This is a genomic window from Nocardia sp. NPDC058518 (assembly GCF_042719655.1).
Lineage (GTDB): Bacteria > Actinomycetota > Actinomycetes > Mycobacteriales > Mycobacteriaceae > Nocardia.
On the sequence record NZ_JBHXNJ010000010.1, the window covers coordinates 159064 to 181640 of the forward strand.

Annotated in this window: 24 protein-coding genes; 15 read left to right on the forward strand and 9 right to left on the reverse strand. The window is 68.0% G+C overall.

Going from position 1 to position 22577, the window contains the following annotated elements; translation table 11 throughout:
• Positions 1-68 precede the first annotated feature (68 nt).
• Both ACFWPX_RS19390 and ACFWPX_RS19395 read left to right on the forward strand, forming a co-directional pair.
• A complete protein-coding gene (locus ACFWPX_RS19390; protein WP_378928569.1) occupies positions 69-746 on the forward strand; it encodes an NADPH-dependent F420 reductase in 678 nt (225 codons plus the stop codon).
• Between the two features lie 70 nt (positions 747-816).
• Positions 817-1449: a metal-dependent phosphohydrolase gene (locus tag ACFWPX_RS19395; RefSeq protein WP_378928570.1), complete on the forward strand. Its 633-nt coding sequence runs from the start codon at positions 817-819 to the stop codon at positions 1447-1449.
• Between the two features lie 35 nt (positions 1450-1484).
• On the opposite strand, the gene ACFWPX_RS19400 is transcribed toward ACFWPX_RS19395, so the two are convergent.
• On the reverse strand, positions 1485-2174 hold the full coding sequence (locus ACFWPX_RS19400) for a type 1 glutamine amidotransferase domain-containing protein (protein WP_378928571.1): 690 nt from the start codon (positions 2172-2174) through the stop codon (positions 1485-1487).
• 50 nt (positions 2175-2224) lie between these two features.
• Between ACFWPX_RS19400 and ACFWPX_RS19405 the strand changes: the two genes are divergently transcribed.
• The 3 genes from ACFWPX_RS19405 to ACFWPX_RS19415 all read left to right on the forward strand — a co-directional run bounded on the left by ACFWPX_RS19405 (position 2225) and on the right by ACFWPX_RS19415 (position 3921).
• Positions 2225-3169 carry a LysR family transcriptional regulator gene (locus tag ACFWPX_RS19405; RefSeq protein ID WP_378928572.1) on the forward strand — a complete coding sequence of 315 codons (945 nt, stop codon included), beginning with the start codon at positions 2225-2227 and terminating at the stop codon, positions 3167-3169.
• 78 nt (positions 3170-3247) lie between these two features.
• Complete coding sequence (locus ACFWPX_RS19410; RefSeq protein ID WP_378912314.1) at positions 3248-3529, forward strand: ArsR/SmtB family transcription factor; 282 nt, start codon at positions 3248-3250, stop codon at positions 3527-3529.
• Positions 3529-3921: a VOC family protein gene (locus ACFWPX_RS19415; RefSeq protein WP_378912735.1), complete on the forward strand. Its 393-nt coding sequence runs from the start codon at positions 3529-3531 to the stop codon at positions 3919-3921. The genes ACFWPX_RS19410 and ACFWPX_RS19415 overlap by 1 nt, the downstream gene beginning before the upstream one ends.
• Here ACFWPX_RS19415 and yaaA read toward each other — a convergent pair.
• The 5 genes from yaaA to ehuB form a co-directional block, all read right to left on the reverse strand.
• Entirely contained in the window at positions 3911-4657 is a 747-nt protein-coding gene (gene yaaA / locus ACFWPX_RS19420) for a peroxide stress protein YaaA (protein ID WP_378912313.1), read from the reverse strand. The genes ACFWPX_RS19415 and yaaA overlap by 11 nt on opposite strands.
• 139 nt (positions 4658-4796) lie before the next feature.
• Complete coding sequence (ehuA, locus tag ACFWPX_RS19425) at positions 4797-5552, reverse strand: ectoine/hydroxyectoine ABC transporter ATP-binding protein EhuA (protein ID WP_378912312.1); 756 nt, start codon at positions 5550-5552, stop codon at positions 4797-4799.
• Between the two features lie 7 nt (positions 5553-5559).
• Positions 5560-6207 carry an ectoine/hydroxyectoine ABC transporter permease subunit EhuD gene (gene ehuD, locus ACFWPX_RS19430; RefSeq protein ID WP_378928573.1) on the reverse strand — a complete coding sequence of 216 codons (648 nt, stop codon included), beginning with the start codon at positions 6205-6207 and terminating at the stop codon, positions 5560-5562.
• Entirely contained in the window at positions 6204-6920 is a 717-nt protein-coding gene (ehuC, locus tag ACFWPX_RS19435; RefSeq protein ID WP_378912310.1) for an ectoine/hydroxyectoine ABC transporter permease subunit EhuC, read from the reverse strand. The genes ehuD and ehuC overlap by 4 nt, the downstream gene beginning before the upstream one ends.
• Positions 6921-6927: 7 nt before the next feature.
• The gene (ehuB, locus tag ACFWPX_RS19440; RefSeq protein ID WP_378912309.1) at positions 6928-7815 is read right to left on the reverse strand and encodes an ectoine/hydroxyectoine ABC transporter substrate-binding protein EhuB; all 888 of its coding nucleotides are present in this window, start codon (positions 7813-7815) and stop codon (positions 6928-6930) included.
• Between the two features lie 259 nt (positions 7816-8074).
• Here ehuB and ACFWPX_RS19445 point away from each other — a divergent pair, with 259 nt between their 5' ends.
• The 3 genes from ACFWPX_RS19445 (at position 8075) to ACFWPX_RS19455 (ending at position 12684) form a co-directional block, all read left to right on the forward strand.
• Complete coding sequence (locus tag ACFWPX_RS19445) at positions 8075-9823, forward strand: proline--tRNA ligase (protein ID WP_378928574.1); 1749 nt, start codon at positions 8075-8077, stop codon at positions 9821-9823.
• Between the two features lie 235 nt (positions 9824-10058).
• Positions 10059-10805 carry a hypothetical protein gene (locus tag ACFWPX_RS19450; RefSeq protein ID WP_378928575.1) on the forward strand — a complete coding sequence of 249 codons (747 nt, stop codon included), beginning with the start codon at positions 10059-10061 and terminating at the stop codon, positions 10803-10805.
• A 127-nt stretch (positions 10806-10932) separates the two neighbouring features.
• On the forward strand, positions 10933-12684 hold the full coding sequence (locus tag ACFWPX_RS19455) for an acyl-CoA dehydrogenase family protein (RefSeq protein ID WP_378928576.1): 1752 nt from the start codon (positions 10933-10935) through the stop codon (positions 12682-12684).
• Positions 12685-12797: 113 nt separating this feature from the next.
• Here ACFWPX_RS19455 and ACFWPX_RS19460 read toward each other — a convergent pair whose 3' ends face one another.
• On the reverse strand, positions 12798-13229 hold the full coding sequence (locus ACFWPX_RS19460; protein WP_378912302.1) for a ferritin-like domain-containing protein: 432 nt from the start codon (positions 13227-13229) through the stop codon (positions 12798-12800).
• Positions 13226-13801 carry a hypothetical protein gene (locus tag ACFWPX_RS19465; protein ID WP_378928577.1) on the reverse strand — a complete coding sequence of 192 codons (576 nt, stop codon included), beginning with the start codon at positions 13799-13801 and terminating at the stop codon, positions 13226-13228. Before ACFWPX_RS19465 ends, ACFWPX_RS19460 begins: the two co-directional genes overlap by 4 nt.
• A gap of 363 nt (positions 13802-14164) precedes the next feature.
• On the opposite strand from ACFWPX_RS19465, the gene rimP reads away from it, so the two are divergent.
• The 7 genes from rimP to ACFWPX_RS19500 all read left to right on the forward strand — a co-directional run bounded on the left by rimP (position 14165) and on the right by ACFWPX_RS19500 (position 21380).
• Complete coding sequence (gene rimP, locus ACFWPX_RS19470; protein WP_378912300.1) at positions 14165-14797, forward strand: ribosome maturation factor RimP; 633 nt, start codon at positions 14165-14167, stop codon at positions 14795-14797.
• Positions 14794-15822, forward strand: a complete 1029-nt coding sequence (nusA, locus tag ACFWPX_RS19475; protein ID WP_378912299.1) for a transcription termination factor NusA — start codon at positions 14794-14796, stop codon at positions 15820-15822. Before rimP ends, nusA begins: the two co-directional genes overlap by 4 nt.
• A 69-nt stretch (positions 15823-15891) precedes the next feature.
• Entirely contained in the window at positions 15892-16203 is a 312-nt protein-coding gene (locus ACFWPX_RS19480) for a YlxR family protein (RefSeq protein ID WP_378912298.1), read from the forward strand.
• 108 nt (positions 16204-16311) lie between these two features.
• Positions 16312-19341, forward strand: coding sequence for a translation initiation factor IF-2 (infB, locus tag ACFWPX_RS19485; RefSeq protein ID WP_378928578.1), 3030 nt, complete (start codon positions 16312-16314; stop codon positions 19339-19341).
• A 93-nt stretch (positions 19342-19434) separates the two neighbouring features.
• Entirely contained in the window at positions 19435-19728 is a 294-nt protein-coding gene (locus ACFWPX_RS19490) for a DUF503 domain-containing protein (protein ID WP_358105906.1), read from the forward strand.
• Positions 19729-19818: 90 nt separating this feature from the next.
• Positions 19819-20265 (forward strand): 30S ribosome-binding factor RbfA, encoded by a 447-nt coding sequence (gene rbfA, locus ACFWPX_RS19495; RefSeq protein WP_378912296.1) that lies wholly within the window; start codon positions 19819-19821, stop codon positions 20263-20265.
• Positions 20266-20381: 116 nt separating this feature from the next.
• Positions 20382-21380, forward strand: coding sequence for a bifunctional oligoribonuclease/PAP phosphatase NrnA (locus ACFWPX_RS19500; RefSeq protein WP_378912295.1), 999 nt, complete (start codon positions 20382-20384; stop codon positions 21378-21380).
• On the opposite strand, the gene ACFWPX_RS19505 is transcribed toward ACFWPX_RS19500, so the two are convergent.
• Entirely contained in the window at positions 21364-22548 is a 1185-nt protein-coding gene (locus ACFWPX_RS19505; RefSeq protein ID WP_378928579.1) for an MFS transporter, read from the reverse strand. The two genes, ACFWPX_RS19500 and ACFWPX_RS19505, sit on opposite strands and share 17 nt — an antisense overlap.
• Positions 22549-22577 lie beyond the last annotated feature (29 nt).

Below are 22577 nucleotides of genomic sequence, written 5' to 3' on the forward strand. Positions count from 1 at the left end.
GGCTCGAGCGGTGACAATGGTCCACATGAGCCGGGAACAACCGCGCGGTGGTGGCGGTTGTTCCGCGCATGACGACACTCGGATTGATCGGTAGCGGACATATCGGTTCCACCGTGGCGCGGCTGGCGGTGGACGCGGGCTATGACGTGGTGCTCAGCAACTCGCGCGGACCGGAGACCTTGGCGGATCTGGTCGCCGAGCTGGGTCCGCGGGCACGGGCGGCCACCCCGGCCGAGGCGGCGGCCGCCGGTGATCTCGTGGTGGTGACCGTGCCGTTGAAGGCGTATCGGGAGGTGCCGGTCGCACCGCTCGCGGGCAAGGTCGTGGTCGACACCAACAACTACTATCCCGACCGCGACGGTGCGTTCCCGGAACTCGACGCCGACGAGACCACCACCAGCGAACTGCTGCAACAACACCTTCCCGAATCGAAGGTGGTCAAGGCGTTCAACAACATCGTCTACGCCAACCTCGCTGAACTCGCCCGGCCCGCGGGCGCCGCGGACCGCTCCGCCTTGCCCATCTTCGGCGACGACCCCGACGCCAAGAAGCTGGCAGCCGACCTCATCGACACCATCGGCTACGACGTGGTCGACGGTGGCTCCCTCGCCGAAAGTCGCCGCTCCCAACGGGATACACCGGTCTACATCCACCCCTACGCCGTCGCCGACGGCAACTGGCCGCCCGCCTCGAAGCGTGGCAGCGCCGAGGAGGTACGTGCGGCCCTCGCCGCTGCCGAGGTCTGAGCCCTTTCGGGTGCGTACCAGGTAGGAATCGGGGGTTGTGGGCGTCGGTGCCGACGACGAAACTTGTTGTATGAGTGCGTTGTCGCAGAACCTGATCGACCGGTGGATCGCGTTGGCCGGGGTCGGAGCCGAACAAATCGGTGCCGGGGTGGTGGGGCGGTACGGCGAGCCGCACCGCCGCTACCACACCGGCACGCACCTGGCGGTGATGCTCGCGGCCATCGACGAATTCGCCGGTGCCGCAGCTGATATCGATGCCGTGCGGTACGCGGCGTTCTTCCACGACGCGATCTACGCCGTCGCTCGGGCCGACAACGAGGAGCGCAGCGCCGACCTGGGTCGCGACATCCTCGAATCACTCGGTGCCGCAACGGCATTGGTCGAGGAGGTGGTGCGGCTCGTGGTACTGACCCGTGGGCACAACCCGCAGCCGGGCGATGCGAACGGCGCGGTGCTCTGTGATGCCGACCTGGTCGTTCTCGGTGGCACACCAGAGGAATACACCGCCTACACCACCGCGATCCGGGCCGAATACGCCCATGTCCCCGACGATCTGTTCCGGGCAGGCCGCGCGTCGGTACTGCGCAATCTCGCCAACCAGCCCCGACTGTTCCGCACCGACCTCGCCCACGACCGCTACGAGGCGATCGCCCGTGCCAACCTGGCGGCCGAACTCGCCGAACTCACCGCGGTGATCAGCTGAGGTAACCGTCCGGTCGGTACAGCCTGTGCGACTTGTCAGAGAGCGGTGAGCATTTCGGCGGCCAGTGGGCTCGCGGAGGCGGGGTTCTGGCCGGTGTAGAGATTGCGGTCGACCTCGATGTGCGGGGCCCACGGTTCGCCTTCGCGGTAGTCGACACCCAGTGCGACCAGCCGGTCCTGGAGCAGCCACTTCGCCTTGTCGGCGAAGCCTGCCTGGGTCTCCTCGGCATTGCTGAACGCGGTGAGCCGGTAGCCGGCGAAGGGGGAGCTGCCCGACTCCGCGGTGGCGAGCAGCGCGGCGGGGGCGTGGCAGACGATGCCGAGCGGTTTGCCGGAGGCGAGGGCGTCGTTGAGGAGCGTGCCCGAGACATGGTCGACGGCCAGATCTTGCATCGGGCCGTGACCGCCGGGGTAGAAGACGGCGTCGTAGTCGGCGAGGTCGACCTTGTCGAGAGCGAGCGGACTCCGCAACGCGGTGGCGCCGGAGATGATCTCGGCGACCGCTGCCGCGCCGTCGGCGCCACCGTTGACCTCGGGGGCCAGGCTGGCCTGGTCGACGGCCGCGATCACGCCGTCCGGGGTGGCCACGGTGACGGTGTGGCCCGCCCCGGTGAAGGCCGCATAGGGCGCCGTGAATTCCTCCGCCCAGTAGCCGGTGGGATGTTCGGTGCCGTCGGCCAGTGTCCAATGATCGGCGCCGGTGAGAACGAACAGGATGTTTGCCATGGGAACAACGCTAGGGTCGATGACATCTCCTGACCAATAGGATTGTCTATATGAGACATAGGTCAGCCGATGGCTCGATGGATCTGGTGCAACTGCGGACCTTCCTGGCCGTCTTCCGCACCGGATCGCTCACCGCGGGCGCGGCCCAGGTGGGGCTGTCCCAGCCGACCGTGACCACGCAGATCCGGGCGCTCGAACGGCACCTCGGCAGGCCGCTGTTCGAACGACTGCCCCGCGGGGTGTCGCCGACTGCCGCCGGTCACGAGCTCGCGGCCAGGGTGAGCGGCCCACTCGAGGCGCTGGAAACGGTCGTGAGCGGTGCGACGGCCGACCGTGCGGCGCCGCCCGAGCCGCCGGTGCTGCTCGGCGGACCGGCGGAGATGCTCGCCGCCAAGGTCGTGCCCGCGCTCGCACCACTGGTCGCCGACGGCGTACGGCTCACCGTCAGCACCGGGCTCACCGACGACCTGCTCGCCCGATTACAGTCGGGCGCGCTGGATCTGGTGTTCGCCACCACTCGCCCGCGGGGGCGGACCGTACTGGCCGAACCGCTCGTCGACGAAGAATTCCTCCTTGTCGCCGCACCCTCGATAGCCGAGCGCATCGACACCGAACGCCTGCGCGCCGACGGCCCGATCGCGCTGGCTGGCATCCCGCTCGTCAGCTACGCCGCGGATCTGCCGATCCTGCGCCGCTACTGGCGCCACGTCTTCGAGACCCGCCTGGAAACCGAGCCGGCTCTGATCGTCGGCGACCTCCGCGCGGTGCTCGCCGCGATCGTCGCGGAGGCGGGGATCAGTGTGCTTCCGCACTACCTGTGCGGCCGGGAACTGGCCGACGGAACGCTGGTGACGCTGCTCGATCCCGTCGACCCGCCGATCAACACCGGATTCCTCGCTCGCCGGGTCGGCGCGCCGTCGCGACCACACGTCGACCTGGTTCACGCCCGATTGGTGGAGGCGGCCCGAGGGTGGCGGGCGGGGTGCGGCGCATGACAGGCAAGCCACTGCTTGCGCTTGACAGGCAAGTGTGGGCTTGCCTATGGTTCGAGGGGAGTGAACGGAGCGTGCCGAGTGACCGATATTTTCACCGCACTGGCGGACTCGACACGACGCGCGCTTCTCGACGAACTGGCCGATCGCGACGGGCAAACCCTGTTCGAACTGTGCGCCCGCCTCGTGAGCAAGCACGACATCAGCTCGTCCCGCCAGGCGATCACCCAGCACCTCGGCGTGCTCGAGGACGCCGGTCTCGTACATACCCGCCGACAAGGCCGATACAAGTTCCATCACGCCGATTTCACGCCGCTGCGGGCGGTGTCGGCGCGATGGCCGATCTCTCAGGAGGACCCATGATCCGCATCGGAGTGACCAGCGTCTTCGTCGACGACCAGGCCAAGGCCGAGGCCTTCTACACCGACGTGCTCGGCTTCCAGGTCAAAGACAAGGTCCCGGTCGGTGAATACGACTGGCTCACCCTCGTCTCGCCCGCCGACGTGGACGGCATCCAGCTGCTGCTCGAGCCCGACCAGCACCCGGCGGCCAAGGCCTACAAAACGGCACTGAGCGCCGAGGGCATCCCCGTCATCGTCTTCACCGTCGACGACCTCGACGCCGAATACCGCCGTCTGCTCGACCGCGGCGTCTTCTTCACCCAGGCCCCCGCCCCCATGGGCCCGGTCAGCACCGCGGTCTTCGACGACACCTGCGGCAACCTCATCCAGCTCATGGCCTCCGTCAGCCAGTGATGATCAGAAGTTCGGTGGGGGAGGCGATTTCGGCTCGCAGGCCCGCTTTGGTGGCTACCCGGGCGACGCCGCGGATGTCGGTGGGATCGGCGCGGGTGAGGACGAGGGCGCGGGCGAGCAGGCCCTTGTGATGCTTGTTGAAGTGGCTGACGACGGTACGTGAGCCGTCGGGGTGTTCGGTGAGGACATTGGCGGTGATGGCGTCGGGGACTCGGCCGAGCTGCTGGTAGGTGCCCGAGCGAAGGTCGATCACGAGCTCGCCCGCGGCTTCCGCGTAGAGGGCGTCGGGCAACACATCGCGCCATACCGCCGAAAGTGTCGGCAGTCCTGGGAGTTTGGTGCCGCCGGAGAGGCGGTAGGCGGGAATGGGGTCCGCCGCGCGGACTGCGCCGAATAGGGCCGAACCGATCCCCAGCCGCGCGTAGGCCTTGGCGCGCTGCACCTTGGTGAACGATGTCGCGTCCAGCGCGTCGTAGAGGACACCGGTGTAGCGCTCCAAGGCCGGGCGCGTCGCCGACGTGCGCAGGCTCGCATTGCGGGCAACCTCGGCGTCCGCGCCCTTGCCCAATCCGAGTACGGCCGCCGACTGCGCGGGGTCGGCCGCCAGCTGCACCACTTCGGTGATCAATTTGTCGCGGACCGCGCTGAGCTGCGGCATCGCGAGATCGTCGAGGTTCAACGGCGCGCCCGATCCGCCGTCGGATTTGGTTTCGGAGGGAGGCAGCAGCACCAGCACGATCGTCAACGGTAATCGCCGGAGAAACTGCCACCTCGCCCCGCCCCGCCCTGGACCGAGCTGCCGCTGTCGGCAGCCTCGCCCAGGGCAGGCAGAGGCACCGGCACCCGCCTCGAGTTGTGTTCAGCTGCGGCCGAGTTCAGCGCACCGCCTCCAAGAACTTACGAGTGCGCTCGTTGGTCGGCGCCTCGAAGATCTGTTCCGGTGGCCCTTGCTCGATGATCCGGCCGGAGTCGAACATCAGCACCCGGTCCGACACCTCGCGGGCGAAGCGCATCTCGTGGGTGACGATCAGCATGGTGATATCGGTGGTCTCGGCGATCGTGCGCAACACGTCGAGGACGTCACCGACCAGTTCCGGGTCCAAAGCCGAAGTCACCTCGTCGAGCAGCATGACCTTCGGGTCCATCGCGCAACACCGCGCGATCGCGACCCGCTGCTGTTGCCCGCCCGACAGCTGCGAGGGATGCGCGTCCGCCTTGTCCGACAGCCCGACCACGTCGAGCAGATGCCGAGCACGTTCGCGCGCTTCGTCTTTCGACTTGCCGAGCACATGAATCGGCGCCTCGGTGATGTTCTCCAGCACCGTCATATTCGGGAACAGGTTGAACTGCTGGAACACCATGCCGATCTTGGTGCGTACCGCGCGCAGGTGTTTCTCCTTGGCGGGCACCAGTTTTCCGCCGCGCTCGGTATGGGTGAGCGGTGCACCGTCGACCCAGATCACGCCGTCGGTGATCGTCTCCAGGGTCATCAGCAGCCGCAGGATGGTGGTCTTGCCGGACCCGGACGGCCCGATCAGGGTGACCTTCTCCCCGCGCCGGACGCTGAAATCGAGTTCGTCCAGCACGGTGAGCGCGCCGAAGCGTTTGACCACCTGATCGAATCGAATCATCTCGTCATCAGTAGTAGGCAAGTCGCTTCTCCAGTCTTCTGATCAGCACAGACGTCGGGTAGCTGGCGACGAGGAAGAACACCCCGGCCATCGTGATCGACTCCAGGTACGCGAAGTTGCGTGCGCCGAATTGCTGTGCGGCGGTCACCAATTCGACGACCGAGATGGCGAACAGGAACGGTGTGTCCTTGAACATCGAGACGGCGTTGGTGCCGAGCGCGGGCAGGCTCGCCCGGATCGCCTGCGGCAGCACCACCGCACCCCAGGTGCGTGTCGGCGGCAGCGACAGCGCGCGCGCCGCCTCCCACTGCCCCTTCGGCACCGCCTCGATCCCGGCCCGGTACACCTCGGCCAGGTAGCTCGAATAGTGGATGCCGAGCACGACGACGCCGATCTGCAACGCCGAGAACTGCGTGAGCAGCGTGTAGGCGAACAGCAACTGCACGACCAGCGGGGTGAGGCGGATGAACTCGCTCACCGCGTGCACCGGTGCGGCGATCGGGCGCGGCATCGTGCGCCGGATCATCGCGATCGCCAGCCCGAGCACCGCGGCCAGCGCGAAGCCGAGCACCGTCGCCAGCAGCGTGATCTGGAAGCCGTCCCAGAGCACCGGTAGCGCCTCGCGGGCGCGCTCCCAACTCCATTCCGCGGTCATGGCGCCACCTTCGTGTCATCGGGGGCGAGGCTCAGCACTTCTTTGAGCGAGGCCCCGCGACCCAGCTTGGTCTTGGCACGGGTTTCGAGCAGGTTCATGCCGAGGGTGAGCAGGTAGCCCAGGACGAAGTAGATGACCAGGCCGACACCGAAGGAGAACAGGGTGTCGCTGGTGGTCTTGCGCAGGTCACCGATCTCGTAGGTCAGGTCGTGCAGGGTGATGTAGGACGCCACCGCGGTGCCCTTGAGCAGGTGGACCAGCAGATTGGTCAACGAAGGCAGCATCAGCGCCCACGCCTGCGGGAACAGCACCCTGCGCATCCGCTGCCACGGACTGAAATTCAGCGCGACCGCCGCCTCGAACTGCGCGCGCGGCACCGCGTTGAGTGCGCCACGCACCACTTCGGCACCGTAGGCGCCGTAGTTCAGGCCAAGCGCCAGGATGCCGCAGAAGAGCGGGTCGAGCTTGTAGCCGAGTAGCGGCAGCACATAGAACAGCCAGAAGATCTGCACCAGAAGTGAAGTGCCGCGGAAGAATTCGATCATGACCCGGGCACTGCCGCGCGCCGCGAGATTGCGCACGCGGGCGGTGGTGCCGAGGGCGAGGGCGAGGACGAACGCGAGGAGCGCGCCGCCGATGGTCAGCTCCAGCGTGACGACGATGCCCTTCCACAGCGCGGGAAGGGCATCGCGTACCGCGTCGAAATTGCTCATGCGTGGATCAGATTTCGCCCTTGCACAGCTTGGCCGTCGTGTACTTCGGATCCGGCAGCTCACGTTCGGTGAACCCGAACTTCCCGACGATCGACAGGTACTTGTCCTTGTCGCCGGTGATCTTGGTCAGCTCGGCGTTGTAGGCGGCGAGCAGATCGGGATCGGTGGTGCGGAACACGGTGCCACCGGCGCCGACCTGCGGCTTGCCGTCGATGACGGCCACGAACGACGGTGTCACGTCGACCGCGGCGTTGGGGGTGTGGCTCTTGAGCCAGTTCAGCGAGATCGCGGTGAGCGCGAACACGTCGGCGCGCCCGGAGGTGACCGCGTCCATGCCGTCCTGGGGGGTACCGACCTGGGTGGCGTCGATGCCGAGCGAGCTGGCGTAATCGGATTCGATGGCGCCGGTCATCGCGGCCATCTTCGCGCCGCTCGACTTGATCGATTGCATATCCGTCAAATTCATCGGATTACCGGGTTTCACCATCAGCGCGGTGGTGTACATGAATTCCGGTTCGCTGAAAGATGCCTGTTCACAGCGTTTCGGCAAGATCGACATACCGGCGCTGACCGCATCGAATCGATTGGCCTGCAAGCCGGGGATCAGGGCGCCGAACTCGGTCTGCACACCGTCGACGGTCTTGATGCCGAGGTTGGCGAAGATCTCCTTGTGCAGGGCCACGGTCGCGCCGGTGAGCTGGCCTCCGTCTTCGAACGAATAGGGCGCCTCACCGGCGAAACCCACGGTGATCGTGCCCTTGTCCTTCAGTGACTGCAGGAGCTGACCGCTCTCGGTGGTCTCGGTCTTGGTGCATCCGGCGAGGGCCGCGGCCACCAACGCGGCACCGGCGAACACTGCTGTACAGCGCTTCGACATGGATTTCGTCTCAGCCATTGTGACCTCTCGCAAGGGTAGCGTCGCCGCCACCAATTTTCTGTTGTAAGTGCGTAATTGACTTATAGGGAAAATCTAGTCATCTCGGAATTGCGATATGCGGTTACGTTATCAGGTTGTTATCTGATGATTGAAATAGATTTGCAATGGGTAACCTGATATGCGCTCATTTGCCGGAACCGGTTTTCGGGGTCTGGCGCAGCGCCCAGGTGGTAATCGGCTGTCGCCCGGCCCGGACCAGGGACTACCCTGTGCATCCGTGATCACCCGCCTCTCCCGCCTGTTCCTGCGCACCCTGCGAGACGATCCCGCCGACGCCGAGGTGCCCAGCCACAAACTGCTCGTTCGCGCCGGCTACGTCCGCCGGGTCGCCCCCGGCGTGTACTCGTGGCTGCCGCTCGGTCTGCGCACGCTGCGCAAGATCGAGGACGTGGTGCGCCAGGAGATGGACGCCACCGGCGCCCAGGAGATCTCGCTGCCCGCGCTGCTGCCGCGCGAGCCCTACGAGACCACCAACCGGTGGACCGAGTACGGCCCCGGCCTGTTCCGGCTCAAGGACCGCAAGGGCGGCGACTACCTGCTCGGGCCCACCCACGAGGAGCTGTTCGCGCTCACCGTGAAGGGTGAGTACAACTCCTACAAAGATCTGCCGGTCACCCTCTACCAGATCCAGACCAAGTACCGCGACGAGGAACGGCCCCGCGCGGGCATCCTGCGCGGCCGCGAGTTCGTGATGAAGGACTCCTACTCCTTCGACATCGACGACGACGGTCTGACCAACAGCTACGCCACCCATCGCAAGGCCTACGAGGCGATCTTCGAGCGGCTCGGGGTCGAGTACGTGATCGTGGCCGCCACCTCCGGTGCCATGGGCGGCAGTGCGTCCGAGGAGTTCCTCGCCGCCAGCCCCGTCGGTGAGGACACCTACGTGCGCTGCGTCGAGTCCGGCTACGCGGCGAACGTGGAAGCCGTGGTCACGCGCGCGCCCGCGCCGCTGCCCATCGAGGGCCAGGCCGACGCGGTCGAGTACGACACCCCGAACACTCCCACCATCGCGACGCTGGTCGACTGGGCCAACGAGGCGAAGGTCCTCGACCGCACCGTGACCGCCGCCGACACGTTGAAGAACGTGATGGTGAAGCTGCGCCACCCCGACGGCAAGACCGAGATCCTCGGCATCGGCGTCCCCGGCGACCGCGAGGTCGACGACAAGCGTCTCGGCGCCGCCGTCGAGCCCGCCGAGGTGGAGATGCTCACCGAGGCCGACTTCGTCGCCAACCCGTTCCTCGTGAAGGGCTACATCGGCCCGAAGGGTCTGGCCGCCAACGGTGTTCGCTACCTCGTCGACCCCCGCGTCGTCGACGGCACCGCCTGGATCACCGGCGCCGACGTCAACGGCAAGCACGTGGTCGGCCTGGTCGCCGGTCGTGACTTCACCCCCGACGGCACCATCGAGGCCGCCGAGGTCCGCGACGGCGATCCCTCGCCCGACGGCGCCGGCCCGCTGGTGTCCGCGCGCGGCATCGAGATCGGTCACATCTTCCAGCTCGGCCGCAAGTACACCGACGCCTTCGACGTCGACGTGCTCGGCGAGAACGGCAAGCCGGTCCGCCTCACCATGGGCTCCTACGGCATCGGCGTGTCCCGCATGGTCGCGGTGATCGCCGAACAGCAGCACGACGAGAAGGGCCTGCGCTGGCCCGCCGAGGTCGCCCCGTTCGACGTGCACGTGGTGATCGCCAACAAGGACGCCGCCGCCCGCGACGGCGCCGAACACGTCGTCGCCGGCCTGGACGCCGAGGGCCTCGAGGTCCTCTTCGACGACCGCACCGCCTCACCCGGCGTGAAGTTCAAGGACGCCGAACTGCTCGGCATGCCCTGGATTCTCGTCATCGGCCGCGGCTGGGCCGAGGGCAAGGTGGAACTGCGCAACCGCTTCACCGGCGAAGCCGAGGAGATCCCGGCCGAAGACGCCGTCAGCGCGGTCACCGCCAAGATCCGCGGCTGACCTCGCTCTGAGACGCGCCGTCCCATTTCCGGGGCGGCGCGTTTTGTCGTAGTTGCTATTAGTGGCCGGAATCAGATCCGCGACCGCGTAGGCGTGCTGGATCGTAGTGGGGGGCATTGTGGGTAGGTATCGGAGTACGTCTGATTTGCCGCTTCCGGAGGAGTGGAAGCGGAAGGCATTCGGCGCGTATCGGTATGTGGTGTTGCCGTTCGCGTGTGCGCTGGTTTTGTGGCCGATGGTGTTCGGCCTGATCTTGACGATGGTGACAGAGCCGGAATCGGTGGCGATAGGACTCTTCGGGCTCTCGCTGGTCGGCACCCTGGCCGCCGTGTTCACCGGCTGGGGATGGTCGGAGCTGCCCCGAACCGCTCCGGTGGTCGCTGACATTCGTGCCACCGATGCGGGCCCCGCACTCGTGCTGCCCGTGACGCGCCCGTCCTCGACCGGAAGTTTGTTGGGATGTATAGCGTTCGCAGTGGTCCTGCTGGGGGCTGGGTTTTGGCAATTCATCGCATCCTTGAACGATGACTGGTCGACCGGAGCCGCGTTCTTCTTCCTCACTTCCCTTCCCGCATTGTTCGCCCTCCTCCTCGGCTTCGCCACATACCACCCTCGCAAGACCCTCGGTAACGTCGGCATCGTGCTGACGCCAAAGGGCATCGCGATCGACTATGGCAAGGGGCCGACCAGCGTTGCCTGGCCGGATGTCACGGCGGTCGGCGCCCAAAGCCGCAAGGAAGGGCTCAGATTCGGAAGCGCCACCAACGTGATCTCCCTCGTCACCGGCGATGCCGACACCGGCTACCGAACCATCGACATCGTCCACACCGACCTCGAGACCGACCCGACCCGGGTCTACCACCTGTTCGTCTTCTACGTGCGCAACCCTGGGATGCGAGCGGAGCTCGGGAGCGAACTCGGGCTGGATCGATTCCGGCGCGCCGGATATGTCGGGGAACAACCGACCCCGGCGACGCTGTGATCGCCCCAGCGCTGGGTGTCGCCGAACAGGAGCCGGGCGGCTCGAACTTACGGCTACGTAGGCGAAAGTGCTGGTAGCGGGTGCGAGGGTCGGCGTGGCGAGTGGGCGGCGCTGATAAGTTAACGGCATGACGAGTTCGCCCAGCCTGCTGTTCAACCCGGCCACCTACGACCCGCAGCATTTCGATGCCGAGACGCGGCGGCTGCTGCGCGCCACCATCGAGTGGTTCGAGTCCAAGGGCAAGGCGCAGCTGCTGGTCGAGGATCGCGACGCGGTGTGGACCTCGGAGTTCCTCGAGTTCGTGGGCAAGGAAAAGCTGTTCGCGACCTTCCTGACCCCGGCCGCCTACGCCGACGGCGACCCGAACAAGCGCTGGGACGCGGCACGCAACGCGGCCCTGGCGGAGATCTTCGGGTTCTACGGGCTGGCGTACTGGTACGCCGAGCAGGTCACCATCCTGGGCCTGGGCCCGATCTGGCAGAGCGGCAACGAGATCGCCAAGCGCAAGGCCGCCGCCGACCTCGACGACGGTCAGGTGATGGCGTTCGCGCTGTCCGAGCGCGACCACGGCGCCGATATCTACAACACCGACCTGATCCTCACCCCGAGCGAGCCGGGCAGCGCCGACGCCGAGGCGGGCATCCTGTTCCGGGCGAGCGGCGAGAAGTACTACATCGGCAACGGCAACGTCGCCTCGATGGTGTCGGTGTTCTCCCGACGCGCTGACGTCGAGGGCCCCGAAGGCTACATCTGGTTCGCCGCCGACAGCCGCCACGACGACTACCACCTGATCGAGAGCGTCATCCACGGTCAGATGTATGTCAGCCACTTCCGGCTGGAGAACTACCCGGTGACCGCCGCCGACCTGCTCCACGAAGGGCCCGAGGCCTTCTCGGCCGCGCTCAACACCGTCAATGTCGGCAAGTTCAACCTCTGCCACGGTGGCATCGGCATGGTCGAGCACTCGTTCTTCGAGGCCATCACCCACGCCAACAACCGCATCCTCTACGGCAACCCGGTCACCGACTTCGCCCATGTGCGTGGCAATTTCGTCGACGCCTACTCGCGGTTGATCGCGATGAAGCTGTTCAGCGACCGCGCCGTCGACTACTTCCGCAGCGCCTCGCTCGAGGATCGCCGCTACCTGCTGTTCAACCCGATGACCAAGTCCAAGGTCACCTCCGAGGCCGAGGTCGCGATGACCCTGCTGCTGGATGTGCTGGCGGCCAAGGGTTTCGAGAAGGCCACCTACTTCGCACAGGCCTCGCGCTACATCAACCACCTGCCGCGCCTCGAGGGCACCGTGCACGTGAACGTGGGCCAGATCCTGAAGTTCATGCCGAACTACCTGCTCAACCCGAAGGAATACCCGGCGATCGGCACCAACCTCGAAGCCGGCGACCAGCCGTTCTTCTGGCAGCAGGGTCCGGCACGCGGCGCGGGCAAGGTGCAGTTCGCCGACTGGACCCCCGCCTACGAGCAGGCAGCCGAGGTCCCGAATGTCGGCCGGTTCTACGAGCAGGCTCGAGCGCTGCGCAGCCTGCTGCTCACCGCGGCCCCCGACGCGGCCCAGCAGAAGGACCTGGACTTCATGCTGACCATCGGCCACCTGTTCTCCACGGTGGTCTACGGCCAGCTGATCCTCGAGCAGGCCGAGCTCACCGGCCTCGACCGCGATGTGCTCGACCAGATCTTCGACTTCCAGATCCGCGACTTCAACACCCACGCCACGGCGGTGCTCGGCAAGCCGTCGGTCACCGAGGCGCAGCGTGCATGGGCGATCGGGGCACTGCGCAGCCCGGTCGCCGACGCCGAACGGTTCGACCGGGTGTGGCAGCAGGTAGCGGCCTACGACGGCGCGTACGCGATGCGCCCGTAGCAGGCGGCCGGTCCCGGGTGGGTCGCTGGATCCACCCGGGACTTCTGTCCGAACCGGCGGACATCGATGAGCGGTGGCCGTCCAAGCCGGGCGCCCGCGAGGGGAGCCGGCGCCTAGGCCCGGCCGGGGAAAGTGACCGTGACCGGCGTCGCCCCCAGAATCGTCTGCCAGCGGGCGCGGCGGACGGCGGCTTCGGTGAGCGCTTCCGTCGCGGTGGCGCGCACCGATTCGTCGGTCGCGTTCTCGACCACCGCGTACCACGCTGCGGCGCAATCGGATTCGACGCTCACCGCCAGATGTGCCGCCGGGATCGGGTCGTCGACCGGTGCGGGTGGGGTATAGGCGGCGCCGGGGGCGCCCGGTGCCGTGCCGTCAGCTTCGAGCAGCTCGACGGTGGCGTCGCGGCGTGCTCGATGCGCGGCGCTGAACTCCGCGACCAGGCGGGCCCGGTCGGAATTGGCGTACGCGGCGATCAGGCCGTAGGAGTAGACGGCGGCGTACTCGGCATCGAGCGCGTTCTGCAGGAACTTTCGCTGTTCGGTCATGTCAGCAGGACTCCTGCCTGGGTGGCGCAGGCCGCACTGATCGACGCGAGAAGTCCTGCGCGATAACCGGATTCGGTGCGGGCCAGGGCGGCGGCGGACTGTTGGGAGCGGACCAGCTGATCACGCAGCTGTGCGACGGTGGCAGGCTGCGCGGCCGCTGTCTCGACTTCCGAGGCGGGCACCGGGGAACCGTCGGGACCGGGCACGGTCAGCGACCCCGTGCGATGGACGGGGGTGGTGCCGTCGCCGTAGACGCCGATCACCCGGTCGATTTCGGTGCGCAACGCGTCGGCATGGGCGGTGCGCTCGGTGGCGATCGTGCTCAGCGCGGCGTTCGACTGCGGCGCCAGCGCGATCGCGGCCGTCGCGGCGGCGGCATCGGCTCGGGCCAGAACCTCTTGCGCGGCAAGAGGATCCGGCGCGTGCACGGTATCGTCCTCGGCGCAGGCGGCCAGCGCGGCCACCGCGGGAATGCCGATCGCGCTCGCGCCGACCAGTCGGAGCAGTGTGCGGCGGCGCCAGGTCGACCGTGTGTCGACCGGAGCGGGCGCCGATGATGAAAACTGCTGCACCGGTGTGGGATGCGGCACTATGGCGGATAGGTGCGACGGGGTCGCGCCGGCGGGAGCCGACGTCGACCCGGCGAGGTGCGCGGTGGCAGGCTCGACCCGTAACTGATGGGGTTCGTGCCGGTCGGAGCGCATGCCGGAAGGTCGCCCGGCTCTCGGCGGGACGGTATGGCGGTGGGGCACGTGCACCATCGTGCCAGATCGCGCGCGGGTAGCTCGCGCGCGCGGCGACACACCTCGGGCACGCCGAGCCGGACCGGTGCGCAGCGCCCAGCGCCTGGTCCTTTACACTCTCTGAGCGCGTTACGCTAGACCTTCGGCGTAGATATTTCCGATCGCGTCACAACTGAACCAGGAGCCGCCCATATGCCGATGCCCACCGAGGAAAGGGTGAGCCAGCTTGTCGCTGAGCTCGTCGCACGCCGGGGATTCGACCTCGAGGGCGTCGCGATCGTGGCTGCGGGCAACGGCGAGTTGGCTCCGGTTCGGGTGAAGGTCACCGTCGACAGCGACGGCACGGCGAACCTGGACGCCATCGCCGCGCTCAGCCGCGAGATGTCCGAACTTCTCGATGCCGCAGGCGATTTCGGCGAATCCGCCTATCTGCTCGAAGTGACGACGCCCGGCGTGGAGCGCCCGCTCACCACCGAACGGCACTGGCGGCGCGCACAGGGCCGCAAGGTCCGCGTCAAGCTGGCCGACGGTGCCGAGCGGATCGAGGGCAAGGCCCGTTTCGACGCGCGCGTCGGCCTGCTCGCCGACGACGCCACCACCATCGCACTCGTCATCGGCGGCAAGGCGAAGCCGCATCGCGTTCCTGTTCGGATCGCCGATATCGCCGAGGCCGTCGTCCAGGTCGAATTCAACGCACCGGGCGCCGCCGAACTCGAACTCGCCGGCGGCATCGCGCCGGGCCGCCCGGTACCGGGCGAAGAGCCCGCCGACCTGGCCGCGCCAGGACAACACCTTGACACTCCCACCGAAGGGGTTGCGGAATGAATATTGAAATCGAAGCCTTGCGGGCGATTGTCGCCGACAAAGGCATCTCGATCGAGACCGTGATCTCGGCGATCGAGTCGGCGCTGCTCACCGCCTACCGGCACACCGACGGCCACGAGGCCAACGCGCGCATCGACATCAACCAGAAGACCGGTGTGGTGCGGGTGATGGCGCGCGAACTCGACGCCGACGGCAACCTCGTCTCCGAATGGGACGACACCCCGGAGGGGTTCGGCCGCATCGCCGCGACCACCGCCCGCCAAGTGGTGCTGCAGCGGCTGCGTGACGCCGAGAACGAGAAGTCCTTCGGTGATTTCGCCACCCATGAGGGCGAGATCGTCGGCGGTGTGGTCCAGCGCGACGCCAGGGCCAACGCCCGCGGCATCGTGGTGGTTCGCATCGGCAGCGAGGCCAACGGCGCCGAGGGGCTGATCCCGCCCGCCGAACAGGTGCCGGGGGAGACCTACGAGCACGGCGACCGGATCAAGTGCTACGTCTACGGCGTCTCGCGTGGCCCGCGTGGCCCGCAGATCCAGCTCTCGCGTACCCACCCGAACCTGGTGCGGCGGCTGTTCTCGCTCGAGGTGCCCGAGATCGCCGACGGCTCCGTCGAGATCGTCGCGGTGGCCCGCGAGTCGGGACACCGTTCCAAGATCGCCGTGCAGTCCACCGTGCCCGGCGTGAACGCCAAGGGCGCGTGCATCGGCCCGATGGGCCAGCGCGTGCGCAACGTGATGAGCGAACTGGCGGGCGAGAAGATCGATATCATCGACTACGCCGAGGATCCGGCGACCTTCGTCGGCAATGCGCTCTCGCCGTCGAAGGTGGTATCGGTCACTGTCGTCGATCCCGACGCCAGGGCTGCCCGCGTGATCGTGCCGGACTTCCAGCTCTCCCTCGCCATCGGCAAGGAGGGCCAGAATGCCCGCCTGGCCGCCCGTCTGACGGGCTGGCGCATCGATATCCGCAGCGACGCGGCTCCGCAACCGGACGACTCCACCCGGCCGGAAGCGCACCGTAGTTGATCCAGGCACATCGAATCCCTGCCTGCGGATGACATGTTGGTAACTTCCGGAGGGGAGGGGTTCGTCGTTATGACCGGGTCACCGGTAGAGTGGGTACAGGACCGGCCCGCGCAATCCGTTCGCACCTGTATCGGATGCCGTCAGCGTGAGCCATCTGCCGACCTGTTGCGGATCGTTGCGCAGCATCGGAACACCGATGTCGCGATTGTTCCCGATCCGCGGCGCAGACTTCCCGGACGGGGTGCCTGGCTGCACCCCGTTTCAGCTTGTTTGCGTTCCGCAGAGCGGCGCCGAGCATTCGGCAGAGCCCTACGAGTGTCCGGAAATCTGGATATCTCAGCCCTGGAGCAGTACCTCGAGAACAGGCACGAGCACTCATGAGCACACCGTGAAGCACCAACGATGAACGTCCGTCGGAGATAACCCGAGGTCGTGCGGGCCCGCCTTACCTAGGCGGCGTCACTGCTCGGCCTCTCAGTGAGGAGAGCAGTGGCAGGCAAGGCCCGCGTGCACGAGTTGGCTAAAGAGCTCGGTGTCACAAGCAAGGAACTACTCGCGAAGCTCAAGGAGCAAGGCGAGTTCGTGAAGTCGGCGTCCTCGACGGTGGAAGCACCCGTCGCACGTCGTCTGCGCGAATCTCTGGCGTCGAAGTCCGCTCCGGCGGCCGATGCCAAGTCGGCGGCCCGTCCCGGCCCGTCGTCGGCAGCAGCAGCCCGTCCGGCTGCCAAGCCCACCCCCGGTGGCCCCCGCCCCGGTCCGCGTCCGGCTCCGGCCGCTCCCGCCCCGGCAGCTGCTGCTGCCGCGTCGGCTGCGCCGAAGGCCGAACCGGCCGCTCCGGTCGAGGCGAAGCCTGCTGCTCCGGCACCCGCGAGCCCCGCTCCGGCCGCCGCGCAGTCGGCTCCGGCCGCCAAGCCCGCAGGCGCCCCCGCGCCCGGTCCGCGTCCGGCTCCCGCCGCGCCGCGTCCGGCACAGGCTCCCGCCGCGGGCCAGACCCGTCCGGGTCAGGCAACCCCCGGTGCGGCCGCACCGGGTCCGCGTCCGGCAGGTCCCGGCCCGAAGCCGGGGCCCAAGGCTCCGCGCGTCGGCAACAACCCGTTCAGCTCGGCGCCCGATCGTGAGCGTCCGGCACCGCGTCCCGCCCCGCAGGGTGGTCCGCGGCCGACTCCGGGTCAGGGCGGTCCCCGTCCGGCTCCCGGTCAGGGTGGCCCGCGTCCGGCTCCCGGTCAGGGCGGTCCCCGCCCCGGTCAGGGTGGCGGCCAGGGTCAGCGTCCGGCCGCCGCGCAGGGCGGTGCCCCGCGTCCCGGTGGTCCCCGTCCCAACCCGGGTTCGATGCCTCCGCGTCCGAACCCCGGTGCCATGCCCGCGCGCTCCGCACGTCCCGGCCCCGCGGCCGGTGGCCGTCCGGGTCGTCCCGGTGGCGCTCCCGGCGGTGGCGGCGCAGGCCGTCCCGGTGGTGGCGGCGGCGGTGGCGGCTACCGCGGTGGCGGTGGCGGTGCCCCCGGCGCTCCCGGCGCCGGTGCCGGTGCTCCCGCGGCCGGTGGTTTCCGTGGTCGTCCCGGTGGCGGCGGCGGTCGTCCCGGTGGTCCCGGTGGCCGTGGTGGCGCGGCAGGCGCGTTCGGTCGTCCCGGCGGCGCTGTCCGTCGTGGTCGCAAGTCGAAGCGGGCCAAGCGCGCCGAGTACGAGAACATGCAGGCTCCCGCCGTCGGTGGCGTGCGGCTGCCCCGCGGCAACGGCGAGATCATCCGTCTCGCCCGCGGCGCGTCGCTGTCGGACTTCGCCGAGAAGATCGACGCGAACCCCGCTGCTCTCGTGCAGGCACTGTTCAACCTCGGCGAGATGGTCACCGCGACCCAGTCGGTGAACGACGAGACCCTCGAGCTGCTCGGCGGCGAGATGAACTACGTCGTCCACGTGGTCAGCCCCGAGGACGAAGACCGCGAACTGCTGCAGTCGTTCGACCTCACCTACGGCGAGGACGCCGGCGGCGAGGACGACCTCGAACACCGTCCGCCGGTCGTGACCGTCATGGGTCACGTCGACCACGGTAAGACCCGACTGCTCGACACGATCCGTAAGGCCAACGTCGCCGAGGGCGAGGCCGGTGGCATCACCCAGCACATCGGTGCCTACCAGGTGCTCACCAACCTCAACGAGGAAGAGCGCCTGATCACCTTCATCGACACCCCGGGTCACGAGGCGTTCACCGCCATGCGTGCTCGTGGTGCGAAGGCCACCGATATCGCGATCCTCGTGGTCGCGGCCGACGACGGCGTCATGCCGCAGACGGTGGAAGCGATCAACCACGCGCAGGCCGCTGATGTGCCGATCGTCGTCGCGATCAACAAGATCGACAAAGAGGGTGCGAACCCGGACAAGATCAAGCAGCAGCTCACCGAGTACGGCCTGGTCACCGAGGAGTACGGCGGCGACACCATGTTCGTCAACATCTCGGCCAAGCAGGGCACCAACATCGATCAGCTGCTCGAAGCGGTGCTGCTGACCGCGGATGCCTCGCTCGACCTGCGGGCCAACCCGGACATGGACGCCCAGGGTGTCGCCATCGAGGCGCACCTCGACCGCGGCCGTGGCCCCGTGGCCACCGTGCTCATCCAGCGCGGCACGCTGCACGTCGGTGACTCGATCGTGGCGGGCGACGCCTACGGTCGCGTCCGTCGCATGGTCGACGAGCACGGCGAGGACGTCCACGCGGCGACCCCGTCGCGCCCGGTCCAGGTCATCGGTTTCACCTCCGTCCCCGGCGCTGGTGACAACCTGATCGTGGTCGAGGAAGACCGCATCGCCCGTCAGATCGCCGACCGCCGCAATGCGCGCAAGCGCAACGCGCTGGCCGCTCGCAGCCGCAAGCGGATCAGCCTGGAAGATCTGGATGCCGCCCTGAAGGAGACTTCGGAGCTCAACCTGATCCTCAAGGGCGACAACTCCGGTACCGTCGAGGCCCTCGAAGAGGCGCTGCTCGGTATCGAGATCGACGACGAGGTGCGTCTGCGCGTCATCGACCGCGGTGTCGGTGGCGTCACCGAGACCAACGTCAACCTGGCGTCGGCCTCCAACGCGATCATCATCGGCTTCAACGTGCGCGCGGAGGGCAAGGCCACTGAGCTGGCCAACCGCGAAGGCGTGGATATCCGGTACTACTCGGTGATCTACCAGGCGATCGACGAGATCGAGAAGGCCCTCAAGGGCATGCTCAAGCCGATCTACGAAGAGGTCGAGCTGGGCCGCGCCGAGATCCGCGCGATCTTCCGTTCGTCGAAGATCGGCAACATCGCCGGTTGCATGGTCACCTCCGGCTCGGTCAAGCGCAACGCCAAGGCGCGCCTGATCCGTGACGGTCGAGTGGTCGCGGAGACGATGACCATCTCCTCGCTCAAGCGGGAGAAGGACGACGCTCCTGAGGTTCGCGAAGGTTTCGAGTGCGGTATGACCGTCACCTACAGCGACATCAAGGACGGCGACATCATCGAGGCTTACGAGCTTCGTGAAAAGCCGCGCGACTGATCAACGCAATATCGCCGCACCCACGCCGCATCCGATTCCTCGGGTGCGGCGTGGGGTCTTGCGGTAACCCCATCTACCAGGAGGTGAGCACCGCTGTTCATCGGTGCGCTCGAATTCGATCTACTGCTCGGTGACGTGCATTCGCTCAAGGAGAAGCGGTCGGTGATCCGGCCGATCCTCGCTGAGCTGGGAAAGCGCTTCGGCGTGAATGCCGCCGAAGCCGGAGATCAGGACCTGCACCGCCGGGCACTGCTCGGGGTGGCCATGGTCAGTGCGGAAGCGGGACACCTGAACGAGGTGCTCGACAAGTGTGAGCGGCACGTTGCCGCGCGTCCGGAGATAGAGTTGCTGGCAGTACGCCGCCGGATCTTCGGACCCGAAGACTAGAGGCAGCGGCACGGGTGTCAAGGCCCGGAGGCGGAAGCCTGCGTAACCACGTAGGGCCTCACCCGTGCCGCCGAAGAGAGGAGCACTCCCATGGTGGATCAAGCCAGGGCACGCCGACTCGCCAAGCGGATTTCCGCGATCGTGGCTACCGCGATCGAATACGAGATCAAGGATCCGCGGTTGCGGTTCGTCACCGTCACCGATGCCAAGGTGACCGGCGATCTGCGCGAGGCGAACGTGTATTACACGGTGATGGGCGAGACCATCGACGCCGAACCCGACTACGTCGAAGCCGCCGCCGGGCTGGACGCGGCCAAGGGTGTATTGCGGTCCAAGGTGGGCGCGGGTACCGGAGTGAAGTTCACCCCGATCCTGTCTTTCACTCTCGATAAGGTGCCCGAGGTGGCCCGCGAGATGGAAGAGTTGCTCGCCAGGGCTCGCGCCATCGACGACGAGGTGGCCAAGGTCGCCGCCAACGCCAAGCACGCGGGCGAGGCCGACCCGTACAAGGCCGATCGCGACGACGAAGACGAGTAGGCAGGCATGTCCGGTCATCGCCCGGGGGCGGTAGCCCGAGTGACCACGCGGGGCGCCGAGTCCTGCCCGGCGGGCACCGCCGTGTCCGGCCGAGGACCGGCCGACGTGGACGCCGGATGACCAGCGTCCGCGATGGGATCGAACTGGGCGCAGCCGTCGCCGCTTTGGCGGCGGCGCGTTCGGTGACGATCCTGTGCCACGTGCAGCCCGATGCCGACACCGTCGGTAGCGGGCTCGCGCTGGCGTTGGCGCTGCACCGGCGCGACGTGCCGGTGTGCGTGTCCTTCGCCGAGCCCGCCGAGCTGCCCGCTTCGCTGCGCACGCTGCCCGGGGTGCGGCTGATCGTGCCACCGGCGCAGGTGCCGCACGAAGTAGATCTGCTGATCGTCGTCGACTGCGGCGCTCGCAACCGTCTCGGTGCTCTCGCGGACCGATTACCCGGTGCGGCAACCACATTGGTGATCGATCACCATCGCGCCAACGACGGGTTCGGCACCGTCGACCTGATCGACGAATCCGCGGCCTCGACCACCGAATTGGTGACCCGGCTACTCGATGCCTGGGGCGCGGAGATCGACGCCGATATCGCGCACTGTCTGTTCGCGGGCCTGGTCACCGATACCGGCTCGTTCCGCTGGGCCCGCCCCGGCAGCCACGCCATGGCCGAGCGACTGCTCGCCACCGGCATCGATGGCACCGAGATCACCCGTGTCCTGCTCGACACCCACCCCTACGCCTGGCTCCCGATGCTGGCGAAGGTGCTGTCCACCGCCGTGGTCGTACCATCCGCCGCCGGTGTCGGCCTCGTCTACGCGCTGGTCCGCGCCGCCGACACCCACGACGTGGGCCCCGAAGAGGTCGAAAGCGTCATCGACGTCATCCGCACCACCGCCGAAGCGGGCATCGCCGCGGTCTTCAAGGAAGCCCGCGGCCACAACGACCGCTGGACCGTCTCCCTGCGTTCGCGCGACTCCGCCCCCGGCCGCACCGACGGCGTCGACGTCGCCGCGGTCGCCAGCGGTTTCGGCGGTGGCGGCCACCGCTTCGCCGCCGGCTACACCACCTACGGCAATGCCGAAGACGTTGTGCGCGCGCTGATTACCGCGCTGGGCTGATCCTCGTGCCAGGTCGCGGCTCGTCGCGGCGTAGGCGCAGCGCGAGGAGGACGCCGAGGATCGTGGTGACGGCGCAGAGGGTGAAGGCCAGGGACGGGTCGTCTACGAGGAGGCCGGTGAGACCTGCCACGACGAGGCCGCCGAGGTTGCCGGTCATCCAGATGAGGCCCGCGGCGGTGCCGTCGGCGGCGCCGGTGTGGCGTTCGGCCATGGCCAGGACGATCGGAAGGGCGGGGAGCAGGGTCAGGCCGATGAGGACGAAGGCCAGGAAACCCGTTGCCAGGCCTGGGGCGAGGGCGACGAGCAGACAGGCGGCGGCGCTGGCGGTGAGGCCGACCATCACGGCGGGCAGTTCGATGCCGCGGCGCAGGACCGCGACCGGTATCACCGCGCAGCCGACCACACCGGCGAGAACATTCACCAGCAGCACGATGCTCGCCGCGTCGGCGCTGACACCGGACGGTTCGAGCAAGGCCTGGCCGAAGGTCGCCAGCGCGACGAAAGTGCCGAAGGGGAAGAACACGGCGACGCAGAGTCGGCGCACATACCGGTCGCCGACGGTCGCTCGCAGCGCGGTGAGCGAGGTCGAGGTGCTCGCCGCGGGCCCGGTGCCCGCGCGCATCAACTCGATGGTGAGCGCGATCGCGGCCAGCGCCGCGAAGATCGTGCCGACCGCGGTGAGTGTGGTGAGCTGGCTTTCCGCGGGGAGCGCGGCGCCGAGCACGAACGCCGCCGCCATACCGGCGAAGGTGCTCGCGGTGCCCACCGCGATGCCGGTCGGCCGGTCCTTCTCGTCGAGATAGTGCCCGGAGATGCCGGTGATCGCGTTGAGCACCAGCGGTTGCGCGATCGCGACGACGGTCTGACCGATGAGCACGATCGCGAAACCACCGTCGAGCAGGCGCAGCGCCGCACCGATCGCGGTGAGTGCCGCGCCTGCGATCAAGCTGGGCCGGAACCAGCGATCCAGCGCGATTCCAGCGGGAACGGCCAGCACGACGTAGAGCAGCGGGAACATGTTCGCCAGCCACCCGACCGCGGACTCGGAGACACCGAAGTGCTCCGCCGCCACGGTCGTCACCGGCGCGTAGGTGAGCCACACCAGCTGGGTCGCCGCGCCGACCAGGGCGAACGCCGTGATCACCCGCCATCGCTGCACAAACACCATGGTCGATCCTGAGTTGTTCGGGCGAACCG